Annotated in this window: 28 protein-coding genes; 15 read left to right on the forward strand and 13 right to left on the reverse strand. The window is 70.4% G+C overall.

Translation table 11 applies throughout. The features are described 5' to 3' along the window. Window positions 1–52 precede the first annotated feature (52 nt). The 4 genes from ABZW60_RS37275 to ABZW60_RS37290 form a co-directional block, all read right to left on the reverse strand. Entirely contained in the window at window positions 53–862 is an 810-nt protein-coding gene (locus ABZW60_RS37275; protein WP_355485096.1) for a phytanoyl-CoA dioxygenase family protein, read from the reverse strand. Between the two features lie 90 nt (window positions 863–952). Beyond that, window positions 953–1855 (reverse strand): UbiA prenyltransferase family protein, encoded by a 903-nt coding sequence (locus ABZW60_RS37280; RefSeq protein ID WP_355485098.1) that lies wholly within the window; start codon window positions 1853–1855, stop codon window positions 953–955. Window positions 1856–1912: 57 nt separating this feature from the next. Further along, the gene (locus ABZW60_RS37285; RefSeq protein ID WP_355485100.1) at window positions 1913–2749 is read right to left on the reverse strand and encodes a virginiamycin B lyase; all 837 of its coding nucleotides are present in this window, start codon (window positions 2747–2749) and stop codon (window positions 1913–1915) included. Continuing rightward, the gene (locus tag ABZW60_RS37290) at window positions 2736–4313 is read right to left on the reverse strand and encodes an ABC-F family ATP-binding cassette domain-containing protein (RefSeq protein WP_355485102.1); all 1578 of its coding nucleotides are present in this window, start codon (window positions 4311–4313) and stop codon (window positions 2736–2738) included. Before ABZW60_RS37290 ends, ABZW60_RS37285 begins: the two co-directional genes overlap by 14 nt. 101 nt (window positions 4314–4414) lie before the next feature. Here ABZW60_RS37290 and ABZW60_RS37295 point away from each other — a divergent pair, with 101 nt between their 5' ends. The 3 genes from ABZW60_RS37295 (at window position 4415) to ABZW60_RS37305 (ending at window position 6591) form a co-directional block, all read left to right on the forward strand. Further along, window positions 4415–4993 carry a TetR/AcrR family transcriptional regulator gene (locus tag ABZW60_RS37295; RefSeq protein ID WP_355485104.1) on the forward strand — a complete coding sequence of 193 codons (579 nt, stop codon included), beginning with the start codon at window positions 4415–4417 and terminating at the stop codon, window positions 4991–4993. A gap of 63 nt (window positions 4994–5056) precedes the next feature. Then, window positions 5057–5773: a VOC family protein gene (locus ABZW60_RS37300; protein ID WP_355485106.1), complete on the forward strand. Its 717-nt coding sequence runs from the start codon at window positions 5057–5059 to the stop codon at window positions 5771–5773. 50 nt (window positions 5774–5823) lie between these two features. Continuing rightward, window positions 5824–6591 (forward strand): SDR family NAD(P)-dependent oxidoreductase, encoded by a 768-nt coding sequence (locus ABZW60_RS37305; protein WP_355485108.1) that lies wholly within the window; start codon window positions 5824–5826, stop codon window positions 6589–6591. On the opposite strand, the gene ABZW60_RS37310 is transcribed toward ABZW60_RS37305, so the two are convergent. Beyond that, the gene (locus tag ABZW60_RS37310; protein WP_355485110.1) at window positions 6592–8106 is read right to left on the reverse strand and encodes an LCP family protein; all 1515 of its coding nucleotides are present in this window, start codon (window positions 8104–8106) and stop codon (window positions 6592–6594) included. A gap of 48 nt (window positions 8107–8154) precedes the next feature. Between ABZW60_RS37310 and ABZW60_RS37315 the strand changes: the two genes are divergently transcribed. After that, window positions 8155–8640 carry an N-acetyltransferase gene (locus ABZW60_RS37315; RefSeq protein WP_355485112.1) on the forward strand — a complete coding sequence of 162 codons (486 nt, stop codon included), beginning with the start codon at window positions 8155–8157 and terminating at the stop codon, window positions 8638–8640. Here the strand turns inward: ABZW60_RS37315 and ABZW60_RS37320 are convergent. Continuing rightward, a complete protein-coding gene (locus ABZW60_RS37320) occupies window positions 8591–10279 on the reverse strand; it encodes a protein-arginine deiminase family protein (RefSeq protein ID WP_355485114.1) in 1689 nt (562 codons plus the stop codon). The two genes, ABZW60_RS37315 and ABZW60_RS37320, sit on opposite strands and share 50 nt — an antisense overlap. A gap of 170 nt (window positions 10280–10449) precedes the next feature. Between ABZW60_RS37320 and ABZW60_RS37325 the strand changes: the two genes are divergently transcribed. Then, a complete protein-coding gene (locus ABZW60_RS37325; RefSeq protein ID WP_355485116.1) occupies window positions 10450–11256 on the forward strand; it encodes a DUF3152 domain-containing protein in 807 nt (268 codons plus the stop codon). On the opposite strand, the gene ABZW60_RS37330 is transcribed toward ABZW60_RS37325, so the two are convergent. Continuing rightward, window positions 11247–11612, reverse strand: coding sequence for a VOC family protein (locus tag ABZW60_RS37330; protein ID WP_355485118.1), 366 nt, complete (start codon window positions 11610–11612; stop codon window positions 11247–11249). The two genes, ABZW60_RS37325 and ABZW60_RS37330, sit on opposite strands and share 10 nt — an antisense overlap. Before the next feature lie 105 nt (window positions 11613–11717). Beyond that, entirely contained in the window at window positions 11718–12353 is a 636-nt protein-coding gene (locus ABZW60_RS37335; RefSeq protein ID WP_355485120.1) for a MarR family transcriptional regulator, read from the reverse strand. 95 nt (window positions 12354–12448) lie between these two features. On the opposite strand from ABZW60_RS37335, the gene ABZW60_RS37340 reads away from it, so the two are divergent. After that, window positions 12449–13213 carry an SDR family oxidoreductase gene (locus tag ABZW60_RS37340; RefSeq protein WP_355485122.1) on the forward strand — a complete coding sequence of 255 codons (765 nt, stop codon included), beginning with the start codon at window positions 12449–12451 and terminating at the stop codon, window positions 13211–13213. A gap of 204 nt (window positions 13214–13417) precedes the next feature. Beyond that, a complete protein-coding gene (locus tag ABZW60_RS37345; RefSeq protein ID WP_355485124.1) occupies window positions 13418–13648 on the forward strand; it encodes a hypothetical protein in 231 nt (76 codons plus the stop codon). Window positions 13649–13872: 224 nt separating this feature from the next. On the opposite strand, the gene ABZW60_RS37350 is transcribed toward ABZW60_RS37345, so the two are convergent. Continuing rightward, on the reverse strand, window positions 13873–14229 hold the full coding sequence (locus tag ABZW60_RS37350) for a VOC family protein (protein ID WP_355485126.1): 357 nt from the start codon (window positions 14227–14229) through the stop codon (window positions 13873–13875). Window positions 14230–14318: 89 nt separating this feature from the next. Between ABZW60_RS37350 and ABZW60_RS37355 the strand changes: the two genes are divergently transcribed. Then, on the forward strand, window positions 14319–14768 hold the full coding sequence (locus ABZW60_RS37355; protein WP_355485128.1) for a YdeI/OmpD-associated family protein: 450 nt from the start codon (window positions 14319–14321) through the stop codon (window positions 14766–14768). Between the two features lie 101 nt (window positions 14769–14869). Here ABZW60_RS37355 and ABZW60_RS37360 read toward each other — a convergent pair whose 3' ends face one another. Both ABZW60_RS37360 and ABZW60_RS37365 read right to left on the reverse strand, forming a co-directional pair. Next, window positions 14870–15013: a hypothetical protein gene (locus ABZW60_RS37360; RefSeq protein ID WP_355485130.1), complete on the reverse strand. Its 144-nt coding sequence runs from the start codon at window positions 15011–15013 to the stop codon at window positions 14870–14872. A 40-nt stretch (window positions 15014–15053) separates the two neighbouring features. Further along, window positions 15054–17300 (reverse strand): AAA family ATPase, encoded by a 2247-nt coding sequence (locus ABZW60_RS37365; RefSeq protein ID WP_355485132.1) that lies wholly within the window; start codon window positions 17298–17300, stop codon window positions 15054–15056. Between the two features lie 183 nt (window positions 17301–17483). Here ABZW60_RS37365 and ABZW60_RS37370 point away from each other — a divergent pair, with 183 nt between their 5' ends. Continuing rightward, window positions 17484–18011 (forward strand): NAD(P)H-dependent oxidoreductase, encoded by a 528-nt coding sequence (locus tag ABZW60_RS37370; RefSeq protein ID WP_355485134.1) that lies wholly within the window; start codon window positions 17484–17486, stop codon window positions 18009–18011. Between the two features lie 30 nt (window positions 18012–18041). Continuing rightward, window positions 18042–19061, forward strand: coding sequence for an LLM class flavin-dependent oxidoreductase (locus ABZW60_RS37375; protein ID WP_355485136.1), 1020 nt, complete (start codon window positions 18042–18044; stop codon window positions 19059–19061). Between the two features lie 62 nt (window positions 19062–19123). Here ABZW60_RS37375 and ABZW60_RS37380 read toward each other — a convergent pair whose 3' ends face one another. Beyond that, window positions 19124–19669: an Lrp/AsnC family transcriptional regulator gene (locus ABZW60_RS37380; protein WP_355485138.1), complete on the reverse strand. Its 546-nt coding sequence runs from the start codon at window positions 19667–19669 to the stop codon at window positions 19124–19126. Between the two features lie 132 nt (window positions 19670–19801). Between ABZW60_RS37380 and ABZW60_RS37385 the strand changes: the two genes are divergently transcribed. The 4 genes from ABZW60_RS37385 (at window position 19802) to ABZW60_RS37400 (ending at window position 22626) form a co-directional block, all read left to right on the forward strand. Further along, the gene (locus tag ABZW60_RS37385) at window positions 19802–20959 is read left to right on the forward strand and encodes a PLP-dependent aspartate aminotransferase family protein (protein ID WP_355485139.1); all 1158 of its coding nucleotides are present in this window, start codon (window positions 19802–19804) and stop codon (window positions 20957–20959) included. Window positions 20960–21082: 123 nt separating this feature from the next. Further along, a complete protein-coding gene (locus tag ABZW60_RS37390) occupies window positions 21083–21439 on the forward strand; it encodes a helix-turn-helix transcriptional regulator (RefSeq protein ID WP_355485141.1) in 357 nt (118 codons plus the stop codon). A gap of 45 nt (window positions 21440–21484) precedes the next feature. After that, window positions 21485–22237, forward strand: a complete 753-nt coding sequence (locus ABZW60_RS37395; RefSeq protein WP_355485143.1) for an aminoglycoside phosphotransferase family protein — start codon at window positions 21485–21487, stop codon at window positions 22235–22237. Then, on the forward strand, window positions 22234–22626 hold the full coding sequence (locus tag ABZW60_RS37400) for a GNAT family N-acetyltransferase (protein WP_355485145.1): 393 nt from the start codon (window positions 22234–22236) through the stop codon (window positions 22624–22626). Before ABZW60_RS37395 ends, ABZW60_RS37400 begins: the two co-directional genes overlap by 4 nt. On the opposite strand, the gene ABZW60_RS37405 is transcribed toward ABZW60_RS37400, so the two are convergent. Beyond that, entirely contained in the window at window positions 22613–23488 is an 876-nt protein-coding gene (locus ABZW60_RS37405) for a hypothetical protein (protein WP_355485147.1), read from the reverse strand. The two genes, ABZW60_RS37400 and ABZW60_RS37405, sit on opposite strands and share 14 nt — an antisense overlap. 95 nt (window positions 23489–23583) lie before the next feature. Here ABZW60_RS37405 and ABZW60_RS37410 point away from each other — a divergent pair, with 95 nt between their 5' ends. Beyond that, window positions 23584–24786, forward strand: a complete 1203-nt coding sequence (locus ABZW60_RS37410; protein ID WP_355485149.1) for an MFS transporter — start codon at window positions 23584–23586, stop codon at window positions 24784–24786. The last annotated feature ends 30 nt before the right edge of the window (window positions 24787–24816 follow it).

The raw sequence follows: 24816 nt of genomic DNA on the forward strand, positions 1-24816 counted from the left end.
ACCAATAGGTACAGAGCGCGTCCGAGTTGCGGTGGCGGCCGGGCGGGGCCGGTCAGTACAGGATCGGGTTGAGCGGGGAGGTGACCGGATCGCCGGGCTGTGCGCCGGGCATCCAGTGGGCGAGATCGATCTCCTGGTTCTTGTTCGCCGGGGCGGCGATCCGCATGCCGGCGTCCATGTAGATGATCGTCATCACCCGGCGCGGGACGTCGGTGGTGTTCGGCGGCGCGTGGTGGAAGGTCCAGCCGAGGTGATAGCTGACCTCGCCGAGCTGGTACGGCTCGGAGACCTCGGGGAAGTTCTGCTCGGCCAGCGCTTCCTGCAGCACGCGCTCCGACTCGTCGCTGATCGGCAGGTCCCGGCCGTGCTCGAACGTGTGGCTGCCGGCCGCGAACGACAGCGGGCCCATCTCCATCGGCGTTTCCTGCAGCGGGATCCAGACCGTCACGCACCGGTCGGACGCGAACGGCCAGTAGTACTGGTCCGCGTGCCACGGGGTGACACCGCCGCCGGACTCCTTGTACAGCGCCTGGTCGTGGTACAGCCGGACCGACTGCACGCCGAGCAGTTGCGCCGCGATCCGCGCCAACCGCGGTGAGGACACGAACTCCAGCACTCGCTCGCTGTCCTGCCAGAGGTTCGTCACCTGCAGGAACGCCTTGCCGTAGGTGTCGCGCTCCTCCAGCGGCACGTCCTGGGTGTTCAGCTCGATCACCTTGTCGGTGATCTCCGGCTCGTACTCCGCGATCGTCTCGGCGCTGAGCACGTTCTTCAGCTTCACGAAACCGTGCTCGCGGAAGTGTGCGAGGTCGGACCGGCCGAGGGTGTAGTCGGTCTCGAGCTCCGGGCGGGTCAGAGTCATGCGACCTAAGGGTTCCGGCACGTTCCATCGCTGTAAAGATCAGTGATCAAATCTTTGCCCGCCGTGCACGTGCACGTGCAGCAGGCGGCTCTAGAAGACTCCGGTGTAGGTGAGGGCGAACGTTCCGCAGGGAAAGAGGAACAGGCCGGCCAGGACGATGATGCCCTTGAAGGATTGACGGGGGCCGATGAGTTTGCCGTACGCCGCGATCAGGACCGGGACCATCACCACCTCGAGCAGCAGCATGCTGTGCGGGATGATCGTGCCGGTCGCGGCGAGGATCACCGACAGCGCGGCCGCCGCGACCCAGGCGCCGTACCCGATCAGGTATGTCGTGCGCGCGCCGAAGCGGACCGCGATGGTCTGGTAGCCGGCGGCGCGGTCCGCCTCCAGGTCTGCGAGAGTCGTCGGCAGGTAGAGGCCGATCGCGGCGAGCGTGCCCTGCAGGCCCATCAGCCACGGGAAGTCGCTCAGGTCCGGGTTGATCGCGGCCCAGCCTGCCAGCGGCCCGAACGCGCCCAGGGCCAGGGCGTTGACGGCGACATCGAAGCCGGCGCGGGTCTTGAGGCGGACCGGCGGGACGGAGTACGCGTACCCGAGGAGCACCGCGAGCAGCACGCCCAGCGCGAACACGATCCCGACGTGCAGGCTCAGCCCGACCGCGGCGACCGCCGCCGAGAAGGCCAGTCGCTTCACCGCCCGGAGCGTGATCCGCCCGTCGAGCAGCGGCGACTTGGCCTTGCGCGGGTTGAGCCGATCGCTCGGCAGGTCGTACGCGTCGTTGACCGCGAGCACCGCCAGCCAGACCAGCGGGCCCATCACGACCGCCCCGACGATCAGCCGCGGCCACTCGTCCACCGGCGGGATCAGCCGGTGCGTGGCGAGCAGGATCCCCGTGTAGTAAGGCACGATCGACACCACCCAGAACGCCGGGCGGCCGACCGCGATGACATCACGAACCCGCGGTCCCCGTACCTGCACGTCCGTGCTCACACCACCACTGTGCTCCCGCGTGGTCCCATGCGTCCTCCCTCCAGCGAGTGAACCTCCTCACCCGCCCGGCCGGATGTGAGCCACGGAACCCTTCTCCAGCGCGACCCACACCGAGCCGTCCGCGTACAGGCCGTGCGGCTCGGCGCCCGCGCCGAACGCCACCCGCTCGGTGACGTTGCCCTTGGCATCGATATGGACCAGCTCGGCCGTGCCCCACAGCGTGAGCCAGCAGCCGCCGTCCGGCGTCGCCGCGGCGGCGTGCGGTTTGGAGTCGGCAGCGAGAGTGAACTCGACGATCTCCCCGTCGGCGTCGATCCGGCCGGCCTTACCCGCGAGCAGTTCGGTGAACCAGACACCGTCCGGCCCCGCGCTGATCCCGACCGGGCCGGCGCCGGCGGTGGGCAGGGGATAGGTGGTGACGTCGCCGCCCGTGGTCATCCGGCCGATCGCGTTGGCCTGGTTGAGCGTGAACCACAGGTCGCCCACGGCCGTCGTGATCATCCCGGGAAACGCACCCGCCGTACCGATCGGGTACGTCGACGTGTCGCCGTCGACCGTGATCCGCCCGATGGTGTCGGTGCTCATCAACGTGCACCACAGCGCGCCGTCGGGACCGACACACAGCCCGTACGGCGCGCCCGCGAGCTCGATCGCCGACACCGCGCCGTCGTACCCGATCCGCCCGATCCGGTCGTCGCCGTTGCGCGTGAACCAGACGGCCTTGTCCGGCCCGTCCACGATCACGCTCGGCCGCGACTCCGGCGCGTCGAGGTCGAAGACCCGGCCCGAGACGGTGGCGACCCGGCCGGTGTGGACGAGCGTCGTCCACACCTCACCGCCGGCCGCGACCACGCCGTACGGGGCGCCGTCGACCGCGATCTCACTGACTGACATAAGCGTTCTCCTTCAGGTCGATGACGGTCCCGCGCCAGCGGGAGACGAAGCGGCGGTCGTGGCTGACTACGACGAGCGCACCGGCATATCTGTCGAGCGCCGCCTCCAGTTCCTCCACGAGCACGAGCGACAGGTGGTTGGTCGGCTCGTCGAGCAGCAGTACGTCGTACGGCGTGGTCAGCACCCGGGCCAGCGCGAGCCGCCGGCGTTGGCCGGTCGACAGCGCACCGACCCGGGTCTGCAGCGTGTCCTGACGAAACAGCCCCAGACCGGCCGCGCCGGGATGCCGCGCGAGTGCCGCGCGCAGCGTCTCGTCCGGCCGCGGTTCGGTGGTCTCCTGCCGGAGGTAGCCGATTCGTCCGCGGCGGTCGACGTACCCGGAGTCGGGCTGGAGCACACCCGCGAGGACGTCGAGGAACGTCGACTTGCCCGCTCCGTTCGGTCCGGTGATCAGCACGCGACCACCAGCGGGTACCTCGAGCGACAGCGGCCGCAGCCTGTTCTCGACCGCGACACCGACCACGTCCAACCCGGCCGCGGCGCCGGTCGTGCGGATCGCGGCCGTGAACCGCAACGGCTTCGCCGGCACCGGTGGCGGGTCCTCCTCGAGCCGGCGCAGCCGCTCCTTCGCGTTGCGGATCTTGCTCCGCTCGGCTTCGTTGACGCGGCCGGTCGCCCGGTCGTAGGCCACCTTGTTGTTGTCCTTCATCGGCCGGCCGTACGCGACCCGGTCCGCGGTGGTGCGGACGAGCACGCGCATCTCTGCGACGTCGTCCTCCCACTGCTGACGGGCCTGTTCCTGACGCGCCCGCTCGGCCGCTTTCTCTTGCAGGTAGCCCTGGAAACCGCTGCCGTACCGGGTGATCCGGTGCGTGTCGCCGTCGACCTCGAACAGCGTCGACGCCACCCGCTCCAGGAACGCGCGGTCGTGCGAGACCACGACCGTCGTACCGCGGCGGGACCTCAGGTGGTCCTCCAACCAGGTCGCGGCCGACACGTCCAGGTGGTTGGTCGGCTCGTCGAGCAGCAGGATCTCCGGGGAAGACGCGAGCACCGCGGCCAGATGCAGCCGTGCGAGTTCGCCGCCGGACAGCTCGGACAGCCGGCGATCACCCGGGACTGCCGACAGCCCGAGACCGTGCGTCGCCCGGGCGAACCGGGCGTCCGCGTCGTACCCCTCGCGGATCTCGAAGACGGTCTGGAGCTCGCCGTACTCGTCCAGGACGTCGACCCGCCCGGTGGCCAGCAGGCCTTCGAGCTCGCGCATCCGCGCCTCGATCCGGCGCAGGTCGGCGAGGGCGTGATCGGCGAGCGCCCGGACGTCGAGGTCGAGCGGCAACGGGTTGTCCTGCGCCAGGAAGCCGATGCTTCCGGCTGCCTGCGTCGTGCCTTCGGTCGTGGGCTCGAGGCCGGCCAGGATCCGCAGCAGCGTGGACTTGCCAGAGCCGTTCTCGCCGATCAGGCCGCTGACCTGTCCGGGTGGGAAGGCGCAAGTGATCCGGTCGAGCACCAGGTGGTGGTCGTAGGACTTGGTGACGTCGTGCAGGGACAGCTGGGTAGACATGAGGATCCTCCTGACCTCTCGCGGGTTCGTGACGGCGAACGGCGGGTCAGAAGATCACTGGCTGCTCCCTAATACGACGGATGTTGCGTTAAGATCATGCCATGACCGATGACGTTCGCGCAAGCAGGCCGGGGGGACGGACCGCCCGAGTCCGGTCCGACGTGCTCGCGGCGGTGGAGTCCGAGCTGGCCGAGCACGGGTACGACGGGCTCACGATCGACGCGGTCGCGGCGCGTTCCGGCGTCCACCGCACGACCTTGTACCGGCGGTGGAAGACCGTGCCCGGCCTCCTGGTCGACCTGCTCGAGGCCGGAGCCGACGACGCGTGGGAGCCCGCCGACACGGGCACGCTGGAAGGCGATCTGATCGAGGTCAACCGCGAGGTGCACGCCGCGCTGACCGCCCGGCCGTCCGTCACCCAGGCAGTGATCGCCGCCTCGTTCCGTACGCCGGAAGCGGCCGACGCGCTCACCTGCTTCTGGGAGGACCGCTACGCGCGCACCGCGCTGGTCGTCAGCCGGGCCGTTGCGCGCGGCGAGATCCCAGCCGGCACGAATGCCCATCAACTCCTGCTCACCGCGACCGCGCCGCTCTACCACCAGCTGGTCCTGCTCCGGCAGCCGATGACCCGCGACCAGGCTGATCGGCACGCGCGGATCGCCGCGGCGTCGGTCCGCTAATTGCTTTGCGGTGCCGATCCGCCCCGCCCTACGGTGAAATGCCACGGCCGATGAGGAGATCCGATGAGCATCAACCTTCATGCACTGTCCGTCGATGCGAAGGATCCCGCCGGGCTGGCGCGGTTCTGGGCCGGACTGCTGGGTTGGGATCAGGCCGACGCGACCGAACTGCTCCCCGACGCCCGGACGACGTTCCGGCTGCGGTTCCTGCAGAGCGACGTGGAGAAGGATCGTCCGAACCAGATCCACTTCCACCTGACCAGCGAGACGCCCGAGCAGCAGCAGGAGACGGTGGCGCGGGCGGTCGAGCTCGGCGGCCGGCACATCGACATCGGGCAGCAGCCGGAGGAAGGACATATCGTCCTCGCGGATCCGGAAGGCAACGAGTTCTGTGTGATCGAGGCGGGGAACAAGTTCCTCGCGGACACCGCCTTCCTCGGCGAGCTGGCCTCGGACGGCACGCAGGCGGTCGGGTACTTCTGGAGCAAGGCGCTCGACTACCCGCTGGTCTGGGACCAGGACGAGGAGACCGCGATCCAGGCACCGGCCGGTGGCCCGAAGATCGCTTGGGGCGGACCGCCCGTCAGCCCGAAGCCGCCCAAGAACCGGATGCACTTCGACCTGACTGTGCCGGCCGACGGTGACGTCGACGCCGCGGTCGAGCGGCTGGTCGCCCTCGGAGCGACCCGGCTCGAGAGCGGCCAGGACGGTCCGGACGCGATCGCGATGGCCGACCCGGACGGCAACGAGTTCTGCATCCTGACCACTCCGCGGGGGTAGCCGCCGGCTCCGACTAGGGTCGTCCCCGAGCCCTAGTCGAGGAGGCGTTTGTGACAGGTCGGTTGGCGAACGAGGTTGTGCTGGTGACGGGAGCCGCGCGCGGGATCGGGCGGGCCGTCGCGGTGAAGGCAGCCGAGGAAGGTGCCGCGGTCGCGCTCGTCGACGTCCTGGCCGACGCACTGACCGCGACGACCGCGGAGCTGGCCGAGGCCGGTGCGACCGTGGCCGCCGCGGTCGGCGACATCACCGACGAGGCGTCGGTCCGGCAGGCGGTCGGCAAGCTCACCGACGATCTCGGCAAGCCGGTCACGGTGCTGGTCAACAACGCCGGCAAGAACTCCTACGCCGACCCGGCGAAGATGTCCGTGGCCGAGTGGGACGACGTGTTCGACGTCGACCTGAAGGGCGCGTTCCTGATGTCGCGCGAGGTCCTGCCGCCGATGATCGACGCCCGGCGCGGCTCGATCGTCAACATCGCCTCGATCCACTCCAAGCTGACCACGGCCGGCATGTTCCCGTACGCCGCGGCGAAGTCCGGCCTCGTCGGCATGACCCGCTCGCTCGCCCTCGACGTCGCGCAGTACGACATCCGGGTGAACGCGGTCAGCCCCGGCTACATCTCCACCGACCTGCTCGAGGAGTTCTTCGACACCATCCCCGGCGAACGCGAGAAGGCGCTCGGCGTGCACCCGCTCGGCCGGATCGGTACGCCGGAGAACGTCGCCGAGGTGGTCTGCTTCCTCGCCTCGTCCGCCGCCGCCTTCGTCACCGGTGCGAACTGGGCGGTCGACGGCGGCCTCGGCGTCCGCTACGCCTGATCACCCGGGCGGTCCCGGGTTGTAGGCGCAGGCCGAGGCGAGATCGCCGGCGTCGGGTTTCGCGGTGGTCCGCGGCTGGACAGCGGCAGATGGCGGCGCTGTGGTCGACGGCGCCGTACTGGTCTTGCGCGGCGCAGTTGTACGGCGGGCCGGGTTGAGGGCCTGCGCCACGATCTCGCGCATCCCGGCGTAGTTCGGGTTCCGGCCGGTCGGGAAGTTCTTCTTCTTGTCGAGGTCGACGTTGGTGATCTTCGCCGTCTTCACCCGCGCTCCCAGGGTGGCGAACGCGCCCAACTGGTTCCGCGGGATGTCGGTGCGGATCAGCTGTTCGCCGGCCTTCGCGATCGCGTCGTAGTTCGTCAGCACGTTCTGCGGGGTGGCGCGCTCGACGATCGCCTTGATCGTGCAGCGCTGCCGGGCCTGGCGTGCGAGGTCCGCGGTCGGCACCTTGTACCGGCCGCGCGCGAACCAGAGCGCGTCGGTGCCGTTCAGCTTCCGGTCCCGCCCCGGCTCGAGGTACCGGCTCGGCGGGATCTTCCGGTCGTCGTTGCCGCCGACCGGAACCGGGTAGTTGATGTTCACGGTGATCCCGCCGAGCGCCTCGACCAGCTGCGCGAAGCCGGCCAGGTTGATCTGCACGTAGTAGTGGATCTGCAGCCCCAGCGCCTCGCCGACCGACACCTTGAGGATGTCCGCGCCCTCGTTGTCCGAGGGGCCGAGGACGCCGGGATGCAGCCTCGGGATGTTGCGGTACATGGCGTCCAGGTAGAACTCCGACTGCTCCTTCGGGCCGTTCGGGTCCCAGAACCCGGTCGGGTAGATCTTGTGCAGCGGCGAGTCCTCCGGGAACGGCATCCGCATGAAGTTCCGGGTCAGCGAGATCAGCGAGGTGTTGCCGGTCCTTGTGTCGATACTCGCAACCATCACGGTGTCGGTCCGAGTCCCGCCGCGGCCCTCGCCGTCATCCGCACCGAGCAGCAGGATGTTCAGCCGTGGCAACTGTTGCCAGATGTCCTTCTTCGCGATGATGGTCGGCCGCGTCTGGCTCTTGGTCTCACCGAACACCTTCTTCACCAGGCCCCGTTGCGCCATCAGCGTCTGCGCGCCGGTGGCCGAACTCACCGTCAGCGCGAAGCAGACCACGCCCACGACCAGGGCACCGAGCAGCCGGGACCCCGGCCCGGCGGTGAGCGGGCGGAGCATCTTGTACGACGTGACCAGCACGACGATCCAGGTGACCGCGACCGCGACCAGCCCGACGATCATCCAGAGCAGCAGCCCGGGGTCCAGCGCCCACCCGATCACCGCGTCCCGTTTCCGCAGACCGACGTACGCCGCGCCGCCGTACAGCGCGAGGCTGAGCGCGATCAGCGTCGCGCCGAGCTTGGTCCGCCGGGCGACGAGGTACGCCGTGCCGGGCAGCAGGACACCGAGCACCGCGATCGTCAGCGCCGCGAACGCGGACCGGCGCCGCGACGTGGTCCGGCGTGCGCGCGACGCTCTGCTCGGGGCCATGCCCTCTACGATTCACTGACGCGGCAAAAAGTTGGCATGATCGATCAAGTGACCGACATTCAGGTACGACGGGCGAAGCCCGACGATGCGGAGTCGCTGGTCCACCTGCGCGGACTGATGCTCGCCGCGATGGGCAACGACACCGGCGGGCCGGACGCACCCTGGCGGCGCACGGCGCGCGACTGGTTCGCCGACCAGTTGGCCTCGCCGGACACGTTCGCGGCGTTCGTCGTCGACGACCCGGGCGCCGGTGTGGTCGCCGGTGCTGCGGGCAACGTGTACGTGCACCCGCCGGGCCCGCGGGACAGGACCACGCTCCGCGGCCACCTGTACAACGTCAGCACCCACCCGGACTTCCGCCGCCGCGGTCTGGCGCGGGCCTGCGTGGTCGCGCTGATGGAGTGGTTCCAGGACGAGACCGGCGTCGGCCAGGTCGAACTGCACGCGACCGACGACGGCATCGACCTCTACCGCGGACTCGGCTTCAGCGAGTCGAGTTTCCCGACCCTCCGCTTCCGGACCACCAGGGCGTAGCGCCGCGGGTGTCGCGGAGCGCGTTGGTCGCGCAGTGCACCTCGCCGCCGCCGAGGTGCGCCCAGAAGAAGTCCTCGACCCAGTGCACCCGGACGCCGTTGCGCCCGAGCGCACGTTCCGCCGACTGCCGGAGGACGTCCCGGCCCTGCAGCCGCGGCCCGTGCGGAGCGGGCGCGGCGAACTCGCGGTCGGTGATCGAGAGCCCGTTCACCAGCCCCGGAGTCATGGCCTTGAGCAACCTGTAGCCGGGCACCTTCTCGAAGAACACCGGCAGCCGGACCAGCTCGTCGGCGCGCAGACCGGTCGCCGCCAGCAGGATCTTCAGCTGGTCGTCGATGTGCCGCGCCGCGGCCTCGTTGCCGGGCAGGCCGGTGCGCAGCACGTCGTCGACCGTCGGCTTGTGCTTCGCGTTGGTGTCCGCGAACAGCCGCTGACCGCCGCCGCCGTGGCGCTGCACGTCGCGCAACAGCCGTACGGCGAGCCGCGGGTCGGCGACCGCGAGTGTCCAGCCGCGGGCGTTGTTCGCGCGGACCACGTGTGTCGTCTCGTCCGCGTGCCCGACCATCAGCCAGGACGTGTCGATCACGACCGGCGGCTGGTACCCCTGACCCGTCACCATCGTGATGAACCCGGCGTCGGGGCGTCGCTCGCCCGAGCCGTACACGATCCGTCCGTGCGGGTACCCGGCGTACGGCGGGAGCGACTCGAGGTTGCCGCCCATGTTCAGCAGGTCGTCGAGGCCGGGGGAGGCGTTGGCGGCGAGTTCCTGGACGATGCCGATATCCGGTCCGCGCAGGTCGCGGTACAGCAACCGGCCGGCCGGGCGCGGGGTCGCGGTGCCGCCGAAGTCCCAGACGTTGCCCGAGCGGATCAGGATGCGCATCGTGTGCGGACCGCCGACGGCCGGCATGCTCGCGGTCGCGGGCTCGAAGGTGTCCTGCAACCACAGGTCCTTCCAGCCGTCCGGCGTGCCCCGGACGAACCGCACATCGGTTGCCTTGCGCAACGTCGAGGCGAACTGCTCCCACTCGCCCGGTACACCGTCCTGGTACGGCGCGTCGCCGCCCCACCAGCCGTCGCCCTCGGCGGGTCGGCCGGCCAGGACGGTCTGGGCGCGCTGGAGGTCGTTCTGCAGCATCAGCGGTGCGACCCGCATCCGGACCTGGTCGGTGCTGGTCCGGCCATGGTCGGTCACGGAGAGCGTGACCGTGATCTGACCGTTCCACTGCTTCGGATCACGGACGATGTCGCGGCCTTCGAGTTGCAGTCGCACGCCCTGCCGGAGCTCTGTCGCGGTCAACGCGCCGACCGGGCGGCCGTTCGCGAACACGCGGGCCTTGCCGGCCGGGGTGATCGTGACGGCGCCGGTCGCGTCGCGTGAAAGGTTGCGCTGGGCATCGATCGTCAGCGGGGCGAGGTCGGCCGCGTCGCGCGGACCGTTGATCCGGTCGTCGGCGGCGTCGGTGCAGGCGGCGAGCTTGTCGTCGACCGCACGGCCGGGTGCGTCGAGGTCCGCCGGGTCGACCGTGCAGCGGCGCTCGTCGTCGTCCAGGTTGGGCAGGAAGACCGCTCCGCGGCTGTCGGTCCAGGCCGACTTGCCGGCGTCGTCCGCGCGGGTCAGCAGTCCGTCGCGGTTCACGTCGGCCGTGAGCCGCGGCGCAGCCGCCGTACCCCAATAACACGGTCGTATCAGAAACAGCAGGTGGAAATCGGGCCTCCACCTGTGGACGGAGAAGGGTTTCGGGGCACAGTGGCAAGAAGAGAGTGAGGACACGCCCGCCCGGGGCGTGGTTGTGAGGAGCTCACCGGATGCGCCGTCGCAGTGCTGTCAGGACGATCGGGTTCACGGTCGCGGTCGTGGCCGGGATCGGTGCGTTGTGCCAGCTACCCGCCAGTCCGTTCGCCCGGCACGGGTATCCGGAGCGCGGGGTCGTCCCGGCGTCCGCCCAGTCGCCACAGCCTGAGCGGGCACCGGCACGATCCGTCGTCACGCAACGGCCGGCGGTGCGACCCGCGGAGGTGATCACGTACCCGGTCGACGGCACGCGGTCGTACGCCGTACTGCCCGGGGACACCGCGGTGATCGGCAGCGCCGGCCGGCTGATGCGCTTCCAGATCGCGGTCGAGGGCGGCATCGCCGGGATCGACCGTGCCGCGCTCGCGCGGTTCGTGCGGGCGACGTACGGCGGCGCCCAGGGGTGGGCGTCGCACGGGCTGTGGCGGTTCCAGCAGGTCGGACCGGGGACGAGTCCGGACTTCACACTGATGCTGGTGACGCCCGGGACGCGGGACGTCATCTGCGGCGCCGCGCCGGACCGGTACACGAGCTGCCGGATCGGGAACCGGGTCGTGCTCAACGTCGCGCGATGGGTTCACGGCGTACCGAAGTACGGCGCGGCGCTGACGACGTACCGGCAGTACATGATCAACCACGAGACCGGCCACCGGCTCGGCCGCGGCCACGAGCTCTGCCCGGGCCCCGGCCGGCCGGCACCGGTCATGCAGCAACAGACCCTTGGCCTGCATGGCTGCACCGCCTACGCCTGGCCGTACCTGAACGGCCAGCGCTACAAGGGCCGCCTAGGGCAGTACGACGACCATGTGCCTCACTCCTGAATGATCGAGAGCACGTTGCCGGCCGGGTCCTTGAACCAGGCGATCAACGGGCCCTGCCCTCGATAGATCCCGAGCTCGTCCTGCTCGTCGTTGTACTTCTCGAAGGTCACGCCGCGCGCGGTCAACTCACGCACCGTGGCCTCGACGTCGGCGACCGGGAAGTTCACCGTGGTGTATTCCGCCGGCACGTGGTTCGCCTTCGGGTACACGAGGATCGGGGTCCCGCCCGCGATCCGCAGGCGCAACATCCCGTTCTCCTCGTCGACGCCGATCCCCAGCGTCTGCTCGTAGAACTCCTTGGCCCGCGGCACATCATCCACCGAGAACCCACTGAACGCCTTGCTGTCCTGCAACATGCTGATGCCTCCTGGCTCACTCGACATCAGGTACGTCGGCACCGCCGTCCCGTTCTCGACACAACCACACGAGTGGATTGGCCGCTAGGGGCGGCGGCGTGCAGGTCAGTTGTGGGCGACCTGCGGGCGCGAGTCGCTGACGGCCGCGGCCACGGAGGCTGATTGGAGCCCGTCGGCGACGGTGTGCAGCAGGCGGGCCAGGTGGGCGGCGTCGGTCGGGCCGAGGATGCCGGTGACCACGTCGAGCACGCGCACCGTGAGGCCGTCGAGCTGCGAGAGCCGCGCCTGGCCGAGCCCCGTGACGCCGAGGGCCGGAGTGGTCCTGGCCATGCCGAGTGTCTCGAGGTCGGCGATCGCGAGCTCGGCCTCCCCGGCGGTGATGCCGACCTGCTGGGCGACCTCGGCGATCGTCGCGCAACCGTTCGCGATCGCGCTCAGGACGAGCGCGGCCGGCATCGTGATCCCGACCGCTTCCTGCAGGCCCATGATCAACGGATGCGCGTGCCCGCGGACGCGCTCCAGCGCGTCGAGCAGTCGCAGCGCCGTGCTGACGTCGCTGATCAGCTGCTCGGTCTGGACGGCCACGATCCCGGCCGGTCCCGGCCGGACAGGCGACGGGACGACACCGCCGATCACCCGCTCGGGCACCACGAGTGCGTTCGCCACGACCGGCCCGTCCCCGGATCCGGCCTCCTGGGATCCGTCCGTCAGCGGCCTGGTGCGAGCGTCTTCGATGGTCACGTCTCCCAGCCTACGGAGCCGTTCCGACAGCTTCGGCGTGTCTTTCCTGAGGAAACCCTGTGAATCTCGTGACGCCGGTGATCTACGCTCCGGCCATGCAGCTGAACGGGAAACGCGTGCTGGTGATCGGTGGCGGCGGTGGCGGGATCGGCCGCGCGACAACCGAGGCCCTGGGCAACGAAGGTGCCGCGGTGGTGGTCGCGGACCTGGATCCGGCCCGCGCCGACGAGGCCGCGCAAGCGGTGCGCACGCACGGCGGTACGGCGTACCCGATCTCCGGTGACGTCCGCTCGGCGGCCGATATCGAGGCGATGGTCGCGGGTGCGGCGGACCGGCTCGGCGGGCTCGACGTCCTCGTCACCGTCGTCGGCGGCCAGGTCGCGTTCGTGCCCGCGGTCAAGCTGCACGAGATGGCCGACGAGGACTGGGACACGATCTACGAGGTCAACCTCCGGTACGTCGCGCGCGCGGTCCGGGCCGCGCTCCGGGTCTTCCTCGCGCAGGGCACCGGCGGGGCGATCGTCAGCGTCGGATCGGTGACCGGCTTCATGGCCGCGCCCGAGCAGGCGGCGTACGGCGTGATGAAGGCCGGCATCCTCAGCCTGGCCCGTACGGTCGCGGCCGAGTACGCGCGGGACGGGATCCGGATGAACGTCGCCGCGGCCGGCGCGATCGCGACCGCGGTCGCCAACGGAGTGGTCGCCGCCGACGTGGTCGAGGAGATCCCGGTCGGCCGGTTCGGGCGGTCCGACGAGGTGGCCCGGGCGGTGGTCTACCTGGCGTCCGACGCGGCGTCGTACGTGACCGGGCAGCAGCTCGTGCTGGACGGCGGGGTGTCCGTGCGCGGCCCGTTCGGGTAATCGAACAGACGGGCGAAAGAAATGGGTCCTGAGGGGTCCGAAAAAGTTTTGCCGGCCGGCCAGAAAATCCGGATTCGGGCGTGACCTCGGCTCGGCGTCCTCCGTTGGATCTGACGTGACGGTGAACACAACACGGCGCACCGGCACCGCGCTCGCCCGCGTTTTCCAGGCCGTCCACCCTCGAAGTAACAGCCAGGAGGACCAGTGACAACCGCCACCGCCACCCAGACCGTTGAGCGCCGACGCGTGCGTGTCTGGTTCGGTGAGCACGTGATCGCCGACTACAACGCCGAGCCGGCGTTGGCCGAGCGGTATGCAGACGCCATGAGCCGTCGATTCGCCGGTCTCCGGGTCACGAACGACCCGATGCCGACCGTCGACAAGCTCCCCGACCCCCTGCCCGGCGAGCGCATGTGGGACGTAGCACCCCGCTGAGAGCCTCCGGTACCTTTCGCCGTTCCGAACTCACCAGACAACCCACGCGGAACGACGCCAGGTCGAGTCGCCTCACCTCGACCAACCAAAGGCACCGGTGATTCGGCGGCAAGCGAGCGTGGGCGCTCTGCCCCTCGCTTGCCGCCTTTTTCTCCCCTGCAAATGCGCCTGACAAAAACACCACCGTTCGCACCGGATCCCCCAAGGTCCGGTGCGAACGTTTTTCATTTCTGTGCGTAGTACTCGGGTTTCATCTGGATGAGTTGGACGTAGTTGCCGTCCGGGTCGACGAGGGTGGCGAACCAGCCGATGCCGCGGTCCTCCGGTGGTACCAGCCATTCGACGCCGAGTGTCCGCAGGTGTGCGGCCGCGGCCTCGATGTCGTCCACCGCGAAGTTCACGATGTGCCGGCCGGGCTCGGGGGTCGTCGTCGCGACGTCGTCGCGCTGCTCGATCACCAGACCGAACCCGCCCAGGTCCAGATTCCCGTAGCCGTCGACCTCCGCCCGGAACCCCTCGCGGTACCACGCCTTCAACCGCTCGGCGTCCGTACTGCCGAGCAACATGCTGTTCAGAATCACGATCGTCCCTTCCGCCTGACGCTGACGCCGGTACGTCGGAGTCGCCCGCCGGATCTCGACATGACCTGCCGGATCCGGATGATGGGTGGATGAAGTTCACCGCCGAACTGCTGGCCACCGGTAAGAACACCGCCGGGTTCGAGGTGCCCGACAGCGTCGTCGAGGCGCTCGGCGGGGGCGGCCGGCCGAAGGTCAGTGTCACGGTCAACGGCTACACGTTCCGTACGTCGATCGCGCGGATGGGCGGGCGGTACCTGCTCGGCTTCAGCGCGGACCGCCGTACCGAGGCCGGCGTCACGGCCGGCGACGTGCTGGAGGTCGACGTCGAACTCGACACCGCGCCGCGCGAACTCGACATCCCCGAACCCCTGGCCACCGCCCTCGCCGCGGATCCCGAAGCCAAGGCTTTCTGGGACACCCTCAGCTACAGCAATCGCCAGTGGCACACCCTGCAGGTCACATCGGCGAAGACCGACGCGACCCGCGACCGCCGGATCGAGAAGTCGATCGCCGCCCTCCGCGAGGGCCGCGCCCGCTGACCCCGTTCGTCGCGACGGCCGCCTGGTCCTCCAGGCGGCCGGTCGGCGACGTCCTCATCCCCCTTCGAACTCCAGCCTCAGCAGACGTGCTGCGCGGACCACTAGCTCCCGAAGCCGTAGTCGTTCAGCGACAGCTTGTCGCGCGTCGTCCCGCAGCCGAGACAGCGCTGGTAGCGCTGACCTTCCTCGTTGTGCTCGGTCTTCCACGTGTGCAGGTGGAGCCGACACCGAAGCGGCTTCTTCATCTTTCGACGGTAGGCCGCTAGACCGGTACCGGCCAGACCGTCAGCCGCGAATGTCCCAGGCCGGCGAGTCCTCGAGTACGTCGGGTAGCGCCCCGACGACGCCGAGCCGTTGCGTGCAGCGGGTGAGGGCGACGTACAGGTCGCGGAGGCCACGGGGCGACTCGATCACGATGCCGTCGGGGTCGACGACGAGGACCGAGTCGAACTCGAGGCCCTTGGCTTCGCGGGCGGTGAGGACCGTGACGCCGGACAGGCCGTCGACCGCCTCCTGGATCAGCTCGAGCCGGCTGCGCGACGTGATCACGCCGACCTCGCCGTACGCCGTCTCCTCGGCCGCCATCTTGTAGACGTACAGCGCCTGCTCGGCCGCCGGTACGTCGACGTGCCACGGCCGGACGCCGGTGGAGCGGACCGACTGCGGCGCCCGGGCCGAGGGATCGACCGCGAGCAGGACGGCCTGCGCGAGCTCCATCACCTCGGCCGGGGTGCGGTAGTTCAGCGTCAGCTCGGCCAGCCGCCAACGGTCGCCGAACGTCTCGCCGAGCGCGGACGACCACGTCGTACCGCCGCCGATCGAGCTCGTCTGGGCGACGTCGCCGACCACGGTCATCGACCGCAGCGGGCACCGCCGCGCGATCGCCCGCCACGCCATCGGCGACAACTCCTGCGCCTCGTCGACGATCACATGCCCGTACGTCCAGCGCCGGTCCGCCGCCGCGCGGTCGGCGAGCGTCCGGTCGTCGTCCGCCTCGTACCGCTCGGCGAGGGCCTCGGCGTCGAGGATATCCTTGGCGGTCAGGATCTCCGCGTCGTCGTCCTCGTCGAAGTCGGTCGAGCCCGACCCCGAGAGCACGTCCAGCGCGCCTTGCGCGTAGGCGATCGCGCGCGCCCGCGCGGCCCGCTCGCGCGCCGCCTCGGATCCGTCGTCACCGAGCAGCTCCGCCGCCTCGTCGAGCAGCGGTACGTCGGAAGGGCTCCAGTCGTCGCCGTACCGCAGCAGGTGTTCGCGATCCAGCACGGACAGCTGCGGCGCCGCCGACGCCAGCAGGTCCTCGTCGCCGTACAGGTCCTCGAGCAGCCGCTGCGGACTGAGCAACGGCCAGAGCCGCTCGAGCAGCGCCTGGACGGCGGGTTCGGCGAGCACCTCGTTGCGCAGTTCGGCCAGGTCGTACTCGTCGAGCAACTGCTCGCCGTCGAGCGGGTCCGTGCCGATCAGGTCCGCGTACTGCTGGGTGAGGTGGTCGGTGAACTCCTTCAGCACGAACGGCCGCGCCTGGTTGTGGGTGAGGTTCCGGTTGCGTACGCGGGCGTGCACCGCCTCGCACACCGACGGGTCGAGGGTCAGCTCGGTGCGCTCGACGGTCACCCGGACCGGGCGCTCCGGGATCCACTGCCGGTCGGCGACCGCCCGCGCGATCACGTCGGCCATCACCGTGCGGCCCTTGACCTCGGCGCTCTCCGGGGACTCCGGGCGGGTCGCGGTCACGCCCGGGAACAATTCGGCGATCGTGACCAGCCGGACGCCGTCCTCACCGAGTGACGGCAGCACCTGGCCGATGAACCGCAGGAACGCCGCATTCGGGCCGACGACGAGAATTCCGCGCTTTTCCAGTTGTTCGCGGTGGGTGTACAGCAGAAATGCCGCGCGGTGCAGCGCGATGGCGGTCTTCCCGGTGCCGGGGCCGCCCTGGACGACCAGGATTCCGGGCAGTTCGGAGCGGATGATCCGGTCCTGGTCGGCCTGGATGGTCTGGACGATCGACTCCATCCGGCCGGTCCGGCGGGCCTCCAGCGCCTTCATCAGCACGGCCTCGCCGATCACGCCGGTCCCGGGCTTCGACGCGTCGGCGGCCTCCCGGCCGAGGTCGAGCTGCTCGTCCTGGACGTCGACCACACGGCGCAGGCGGGTCTGGATGTGCCGGCGGCGGACGATGCCGTGGTTGGCCACCGCGGTCGCGATGTAGAACGGCCGCGCCGCCGGCGCGCGCCAGTCGACCAGCAGCGGCTCGTAGTCGTCGTCGTGCAGCCCGATCCGGCCGAGGTGCAGGACCTCGCCGTCGGCGGTGTCCAGGCGGCCGAAGTACAGGCCCTCCTCGGCGGCGTTCAGGCGCGCCTGCCGGAGCTTGAGGTCACGGATCCGGCCGTCGCGCTGGTGCAGCGCCTGCGCGTTGCGGGTACGGACGAGTTGCTCGTCGTCGGTGCGGGCCTCGGTCCGCGCGCGCTCGGCGTCCAGCGCGGCGTAGAAAGTGGTCAGGTGTGCCTGTTCGGCATCGACTGGATTCGGCAATTCCTGTCCTTCGTGCTAAAATACGTCCCGTTGGTTTTCAGGCCGCATTTCTGGAATTCTCCCGGCGGCAGCCACAAATCCTTGAGTTTATCCCGTTCCCGGCATTTCCTGAAGTGCTGTTCCGGGACTGTGGGCTGAGACGGCTTGACCTCAAGTCTTGTTGAGGTATTAGCGTCGTTCGACGTGACTGTTCATCCGCTGCGGCTCGTCGTGCTGACACGCAATCTCGAGGTGGGCCGGTTCGGGACGGCGGTCACGCGGTGGTTCGCGCGGGAGGTCGACCGGTCCGACGAGTTCAAGCTGGACCTGATCGACCTGAGCGTGCTGCCGCTCACCGAGCTGCCCGCGCGGATCGAGGACGCGGACGCGGTGATGATCGTCACCGCGGAGTACAACCACGCGTATCCGGGCGATGTGAAGACCGCGATCGACGCCGTCCGCCGGCCCTGGTACGCGAAGCCGGTCGGCTTCGTGGTGTACGGCGGACGCTCGGGCGGACTGCGGGCCGCCGAGCAGCTCCGGCTCGTCTTCGGTGAGCTGCACGCGGTGACGGTCCGCGACAGCCTCGGCTTCCGCGAGGAGGACTTCGGCGCCGACGGCGAGCCTGTCGATCCGAGCACCTCCGCCGCCGCGGCCGCGCTGCTCCGTCAGCTCGCCTGGTGGGCCCGCTGTCTGCGCGACGCTCGCGCCGACACGCCGTACCCGGAATAGGTGGCCGCTGCCCTTGGTTGGCAGTTGAACGTGAGTGCTGAAGCGATGCCCCTGTCCGTGCTCGACCTCTCGCCGGTACCGACAGGTACGCGGCCGTCGCAGGCGTTGCACGAGACGCTGGAACTGGCCCGCACCGCGGAGGCGGCCGGCTATCACCGGTACTGGCTGGCCGAGCACCACAACATCCCGAGCGTGGCGAGCTCGACTCCCGAGGTGATGATCGCGGCGGTCGCGGCCGCGACGTCGACGATCCGGGTCGGATCCGGCGGCATCATGCTGCCGAACCACTCACCGCTCAAGGTCGCCGAGACGTTCCGCGTCCTCGGCGGGCTGTACCCGGACCGCATCGACCTCGGCATCGGCCGCGCCCCGGGCACCGACCAGCGCACGGCGCTCGCCCTGCGCCGCAGCCGCGAGGCGCTCGGCGCCGACGACTTCACCGAGCAGTACGCCGAGCTCCGCGCGTACGCCGAGGGATTCCCGGCGGGGCACCCGTTCGAGCCGATCAGCGCCCAGCCGGACGACGTACCGCTGCCGCCGGTGTGGATCCTCGGCTCCAGCACGTACGGCGGTCAGGCGGCCGCCGCGCTCGGCACCGGGTTCGCGTACGCGGGCCACTTCGGGACGCTCGACCCGGCCGGCGTGATCTCGGCGTACAAGACGAACTTCCAGCGCTTCGAGCACGACAGTGGCCCGCACGCGATCCTGGCGCTCGCCGCGATCGTCGCCGAGACCGAGGAGCGCGCGCAGCAGCTAGCCCGTGCCAACGCGCTGTCCATGCTCCGGCTCCGCTCCGGCCGGCCGGGTCCGCTCCCGTCCCCGGAAGAGGCCGAGGCCTACCCGTGGTCGGACGCGGAAGAGGCCGCTGTCGAGGAGTGGGCCGGGCTGGTGTCCGTCGGCACGCCCGACCAGGTGGCCGCCGACCTCCTTCGTCGAGCCAACTCAGCCGGTGCCGACGAGCTGATCATCACCACGAACATCCACAACCCGGCCGAACGCCGCCGCTCGTTCCAGCTGCTCGCCGAAGCCTGGGGCCTGAAGCCGCGCTGAGTCGCGGACACGCACCACCCACCAACCCGCTCCAACGCCCCGATCACAGGGTCGCGTGAGCGTCAGCCGGCCGGCGTCCGGGAGGTTGGTGGGTGATGCACGTCCGCGCCTCCGCGGACGTGCTCGAAGATCAGGCTGGTTTCCGCGTGGCTGACCGCCGGATCCGCTGTCAGGTGGTCGAGGACGAACTCCCGTAGCGCGTCGGGCGTGGCGGCGGACACGTGCAGCAGATAGTCGTTGGCGCCGCTGACGTGGAACAGCGAGAGCACGCCCGGTAGGCCCGGCACCTTCGTGCGGAAGCGGTCGATCTCGTCGCGGGAGTGTGCCCCGATGCGGATCGCGATCAGCGCCTGCAGCGGCTGACCCAGCGCGGCCAGGTCGACGTCGGCGTGGAACCCGCGGATCACGCCGCGCTCGCGCAGCGACCGGACCCGGGTCAGGCAGGTCGACGGTGCGATCCCCGCCGCCTCGGCGAGCGCGTTGTTCGGCATCCGGCCGTCCGCGGTGAGCAGACCGACGAGGGTCCGGTCCACCTCGTCGAGCCCGTCCGGGCCGGTGCCGGGCGCAGTCCGCGGAGCCGGTCCCGGGCTCCGACGATCCTTCGGCATGCCATCACTGTAGAGGTCATCCACAGAATCCACAGCGTGTGGATGAGCCTGTGGACGAATTTTCTTCGGAACTCTTGCGGCTTGTGCGCAGAAGATTCCATCCTCCTCCACAACCACGGTGAGGAGGCAGTGATGACCCAGCTCGACACCCGGTCGGTGCACGCCGGCCGCGACGACCTGGCCGCCCTCGGCGTCCACGTCCCCCCGATCGACCTGTCCACCACCTACCCGCTCCCCGGTGTCGGCGCCGGCGGAGCGTCGTACGACGAGCTCGCGCAGGGCCGCGGGCCCGACGGCGGGAGCCTCGTCTACCAGCGCCTGTGGAATCCGACCGTCGCGCGGTTCGAGGACGCGCTGGCCGAGCTCGAGCAGACCGATGGCGCGGTCGCGTTCGGGTCCGGCATGGCCGCGCTCACCGCGTGCCTGCTCGCGAGCGTCGCCGGAGGCCGCCCGCACGTGGTCGCCGTACGCCCGCTGTACGGCGGCACCGACCACCTGTTGTCCACAGGCCTCCTGGGGACAACTGTCACCTACGCCGAACCTGCCGGGGTCGCCGCCGCGATCCGCCCGGACACCGGCCTGGTGATCGTCGAGACGCCGGCGAACCCGACCGTCGACCTCGTCGACATCGCGTCGGTCGCCGCGGCCGCGGGCGACGTACCGGTCCTGGTGGACAACACGTTCGCGACGCCGGTGCTGCAGCAGCCGGCCCGGCACGGGGCGAGCCTGGTGTTGCACTCGGCAACCAAGTACCTCGGCGGTCACGGCGACGTCATGGGAGGCGTCGTCGCGGCCGGCGTGGAGTGGATCAGCCGGCTCCGGCAGATCCGCGCTGTAACAGGTGGCCTGCTGCACCCGTTGGCGGCGTACGAACTGCACAGGGGACTGCAGACGCTGCCGGTTCGAGTACGGGCGCAGCAGGCGACCGCGATCAAGGTCGCGGACTGGCTCTCCGCACAGCCCGCGGTCGAGCGGGTCCACTACCCGGGACTGACCGACCCGTCCGGCCTGATCGGCCGGCAGCAAGCGGGACCGGGCGCGGTACTCGCGTTCACGCTCAGCGGCGGGTACGCAGCCGCTTCACGGGTGGCGAGCGGGCTGAAGCTCATCACCCACGCGGTTTCGCTCGGCGGTGTGGACACGCTGATCCAGCACCCCGCCGCGCTCACCCACCGCCTGGTGGCGGAGGACGCCAAACCGTCGGACGGTCTGCTCCGGCTCAGCCTCGGCCTCGAGGACCCGGAAGACCTCATCGCCGACCTGGCGCAGGCCATCGCCGAGGCCCACTGACCGGCCGGGCGGACCGGCGATTCTGCGCAGGGCAGAAAGTCTGCTCAGGGCAGATTCGGGGCGGGGGACCTGCGCGGGGTGGCACACTCGGTACAGGAGATCCGGACGCGAGGAGGGCCAGACGTGTTGCTACGCCAGGTGATCGGGAACGTGTTCCGCCGGCTGCGGCACGAGCGGGGAATCACCCTGCGTGAGCTCGCCGAGCTGGCCCAGGTGTCGGTGCCGTACCTGTCCGAGATCGAGCGCGGCCGCAAGGAGCCGTCCTCGGAGATCCTCGCCGCGATCTGCCGGGCGCTCGGGCTGGAGCTGTCCGATCTGCTGTCCGAGGTCCAGTTCGACCTGACCACCGCGGTCCGGTCGACGCTGCCGATCCGGCTGCAGACCGCTGCGATCCGGGTCGAGGACCGCGGCGCGCAGCGCATCCCGTCCGGTCCGCGCGCCTACTCGGCCCCCGCCACGGCGTACACGCTGGTCGCCTAGAAAAATCAGTCACGTCCGGCGGGCCCGGGTCCCTAGCCTGGCCTGGTGCCGAACTACGTGAAGCGCCGGGAGCCCGCCGCGCCTGGCTCGATCCCGGCCGCGCTGAAGATGTTCGAGAACGAGGTGCGGTTCTACCAGGAGGTCGCGCCGGTCGTCGGCGTCCGCGTGCCCGAGTGCTACCTGGCCGAGTCCGGCCCGGACGGAACGCGCCTGGAACTGGAGGATCTGTCCGGCTGGTCGCCTGGCGCGGAGCCGGAGGCCGGTGCGCGGACTCTGCGCGAGCTGCACGACCGGTGGAGAGGGCGAGCGCACAACGAGTGGGCCTGGCTGCGCCAGCCCGGTGCCGGTGATGCGTTGGTGGCCGAGCTGTACGACCGCACCTGGCCGGCGTTGGCGAAACGATCAGATCTGTCCCGGCCGGTGCGGGCGTTCGGCGAGCGCATGGTCGGAAGGGTGCTCGACGCGGAGGCCGAGGTGGCCTGGGCGGGCGAGCCGACGTTGGCGCACGGCGATGCGTCGGCGCCGAACATGCGGACCGGGCCGGACGGTGTGGTCGCGCTCCTCGACTGGGAGGACGTGTCGGCGGCGCCGGGTGTGCTCGATCTGGCGTGGTTCTTGGTCTCGTCGGTGGAGCCGGCCAGGTGGCCCGAGGCGATTGCTGCCTACGGTGACCTGACCGGCCTGCGCGCTGTGCTGCCTTCGGCCGCTGTCCAGGGATATCTGAGCCTGTCCGACCTGCCGGACGGTTCGGGCGCCGAGTGGAACGCCCGCCTCGAAGCCGCGGTGGGGATGCTGTGAGGTACGTCGTACGGTTCCCGGTCGACGATCGCGAGCTGTCCGCGCTGCATGCGGCCGCGTTCGAGAGCGCACTGAACGTGCAGCCGTGGGGCGCGCAGCTGGAGCGGTGGGCGCTGACCTGGGTAGGGGCTTTCAGCAACGATCAGTTGGTCGGGTTCGTGCAGGTGTGCTGGGACGGCGGCGCGCACGCGTTCGTGCTGGACACCGCCGTCCACCCCGACCACGGCCGGCAGGGCATCGGCAAGCAGCTCGTGCTGACCGCGGCCGAGGAAGCTCGTCAGGCCGGGTGCGAATGGCTGCACGTCGACTACGAGCCGCACCTCAAGCCCTTCTACGAGGACGCCTGCGGCTTCCGCCCGACCGACGCGGGCCTGCTCAAGCTCCGATGACGGTCAACCGCTCGGTGGAGATACAGGACGTCAGGCAGCGTTCCTTCGCGTCGCCGAGCAGGTCGGCGGTCCACGTGGTGAAACCGCCGTCGCCCAGCCCCTCGCCGCCGCGGTCGATACCGAGACCCGTGCCGGCGTAGTAGCTCGCGCTCTTCGTCCGCTCGGCGTCCTCGGTGAACGCGACTCCGAGGGCCGGGCGGACGGTGTCCTCGATCCGGTCGCGGAGCGCGGACTCCGTGAACGCGGTGAACGTGAGCTCGGCCTTCTCACCCAGCACGGCGTGCCAGAAACGCAGGTGGTCGATCAGCAGCTCCGCCTCGGTGCGGCACGACCCGGTGTCCCGCGCGCTCGACACCAGCACGAACAGCTCGAAGTGCGCCGACATCCCCGGACCGTCGAACGCCTGCGCGCGCACCACCCGCTGACAGGCCGCCAGGTGGACGCGGTCCTGCCCGGCACGACGCCGTACGGCGGCCTCGACCGCCAGCTCGTTGGTCGGATCGCTGGCGACCTCGGTGCCGCGGATCGTGCTGACCACCTGGTGCTGGTTGATCGTCGCGACGGCCGAGCACGTGCCGAGCGGGGTGACGGGAGACAGCTGCACACCATCGAACTTCTCCGGCAGCAGGTCCCACAGCCGCTGCTGGGTCTTGACCAGCTCCCGCGGATCGATACTGGACGGTCGCACGAACCGGTCCTGCTGCCAACGCTGCAGAAGCCGCGCCGGCGTGACCTTTGCGGCACGCTCGCGCGTCACGTCCAGCAGGACGGACTGCAGCTCGGACTGGCTCAACCCGTCGACGAGGGCGTCCCGGCTGCCTTCCGGCAGCTTCGCCCAGAATCGTTCGCTGACGTCTCCCATCGCTCTACTCTGGCGGACAATTCGGGTGCTCCGCGCGCCATTTTTGCCGTATCTTCGGATCTATGAGCCCCCCACGTTGACGCACCGACCGAGGGTTGTCGCTCCGGATCATCGCCTTCGAGGCGTTGCAGGACTTCATCCCGCTCTACCCGCTGTACCAGCTGCTGTTCGCCGATCACGGCCTGTCGGCTGCCCAGATCTCGACGCTGTTCGTGATCTGGTCGGCGACCGGGTTCGTGCTCGAGGTGCCGTCCGGTGCCTGGGCCGACACGTACTCGCGGCGCAAGCTGCTGATCCTCGGCGCCCTGCTCGGCGCCGCCGGCTACGCGGCGTGGATCACCGTGCCGTCGTACGCCGGGTTCGCGCTCGGCTTCGTGCTCTGGGGTACGTCGTCCGCGCTGATCTCGGGCACCTACGAGGCGTTCGTGTACGACGAGCTCGCGGCGCGGGACCGGACCGAGCGCTTCCCGGCGCTGCTCGGCCGCGCGCGCTCGGCGTCGTTCGTGATGAACCTGGCCGCGACCGCGCTGGCGACTCCGCTGTTCGAGCTCGGCGGCTACGTGCTGGCCGGGGTGGTGAGCGTGCTGAGCTGCCTGGCGCAGGCCGTCGTCGCGTGGTCGTTGCCCGAGGCGCGCGCGGTCGAGGCCGCGAGGGAGTCGGACGATCCCGGTGCCCGGGCGGCCTTCGCGGCTTACCTGGCCATGTTGAAGTCCGGCGTGGCCGAGGTGCTGACCCGTCGGCTGGTGCGGCGGGCGGTGCTTCTGGTCGCGCTGCTGGGCGGGTTCCTGGCGTTCGACGAGTACTTCCCGCTGCTCGCCCGCGAGACCGGCGCGGCGACCGGGGTGATCCCGCTGCTGATCGCCGGAACCGTCGCCGCGCAGGCGATCGGCGGTGCGCTCGCCGGCCCGGCCTACAAGTTGCCAGCAGCAACCTTTGCGGCGGGGATGGTCGCGACGGCGGTGCTGATCGCGGCCGGTGCGCTGAGCGGATCGGCCTGGGGCTTCCTGCCGATCGCGCTCGGGTACGGCGTGATGCAGCTGGTCATCGTGGTGTCCGAGTCGCGGTTGCAGGACGCGATCACCGGCCCGGCGCGGGCGACCGTGACGTCGGTGTCCGGGCTGTTCGCGGAGGTCTCCGCGATCGCGGTGTACGCCGGGTTCGCGCTCGGGTCGGTGTGGTTCACGATGGCCGTCCTCGTGGCGGCGTTGACGGTCCCGGTGCTGCTGGCGGCATTCGTCGTACCGTTCGCGCTGCCGGCGCCGCGTAGTTCGGCCAGCGCCGAAGCGAGTGACACCTAGCCTCACATCATGGGCTTCGAGGACGTTCCA

Source organism: Kribbella sp. NPDC003557, assembly GCF_040610805.1.
In the GTDB taxonomy this organism is placed as follows: Bacteria; Actinomycetota; Actinomycetes; order Propionibacteriales; family Kribbellaceae; genus Kribbella.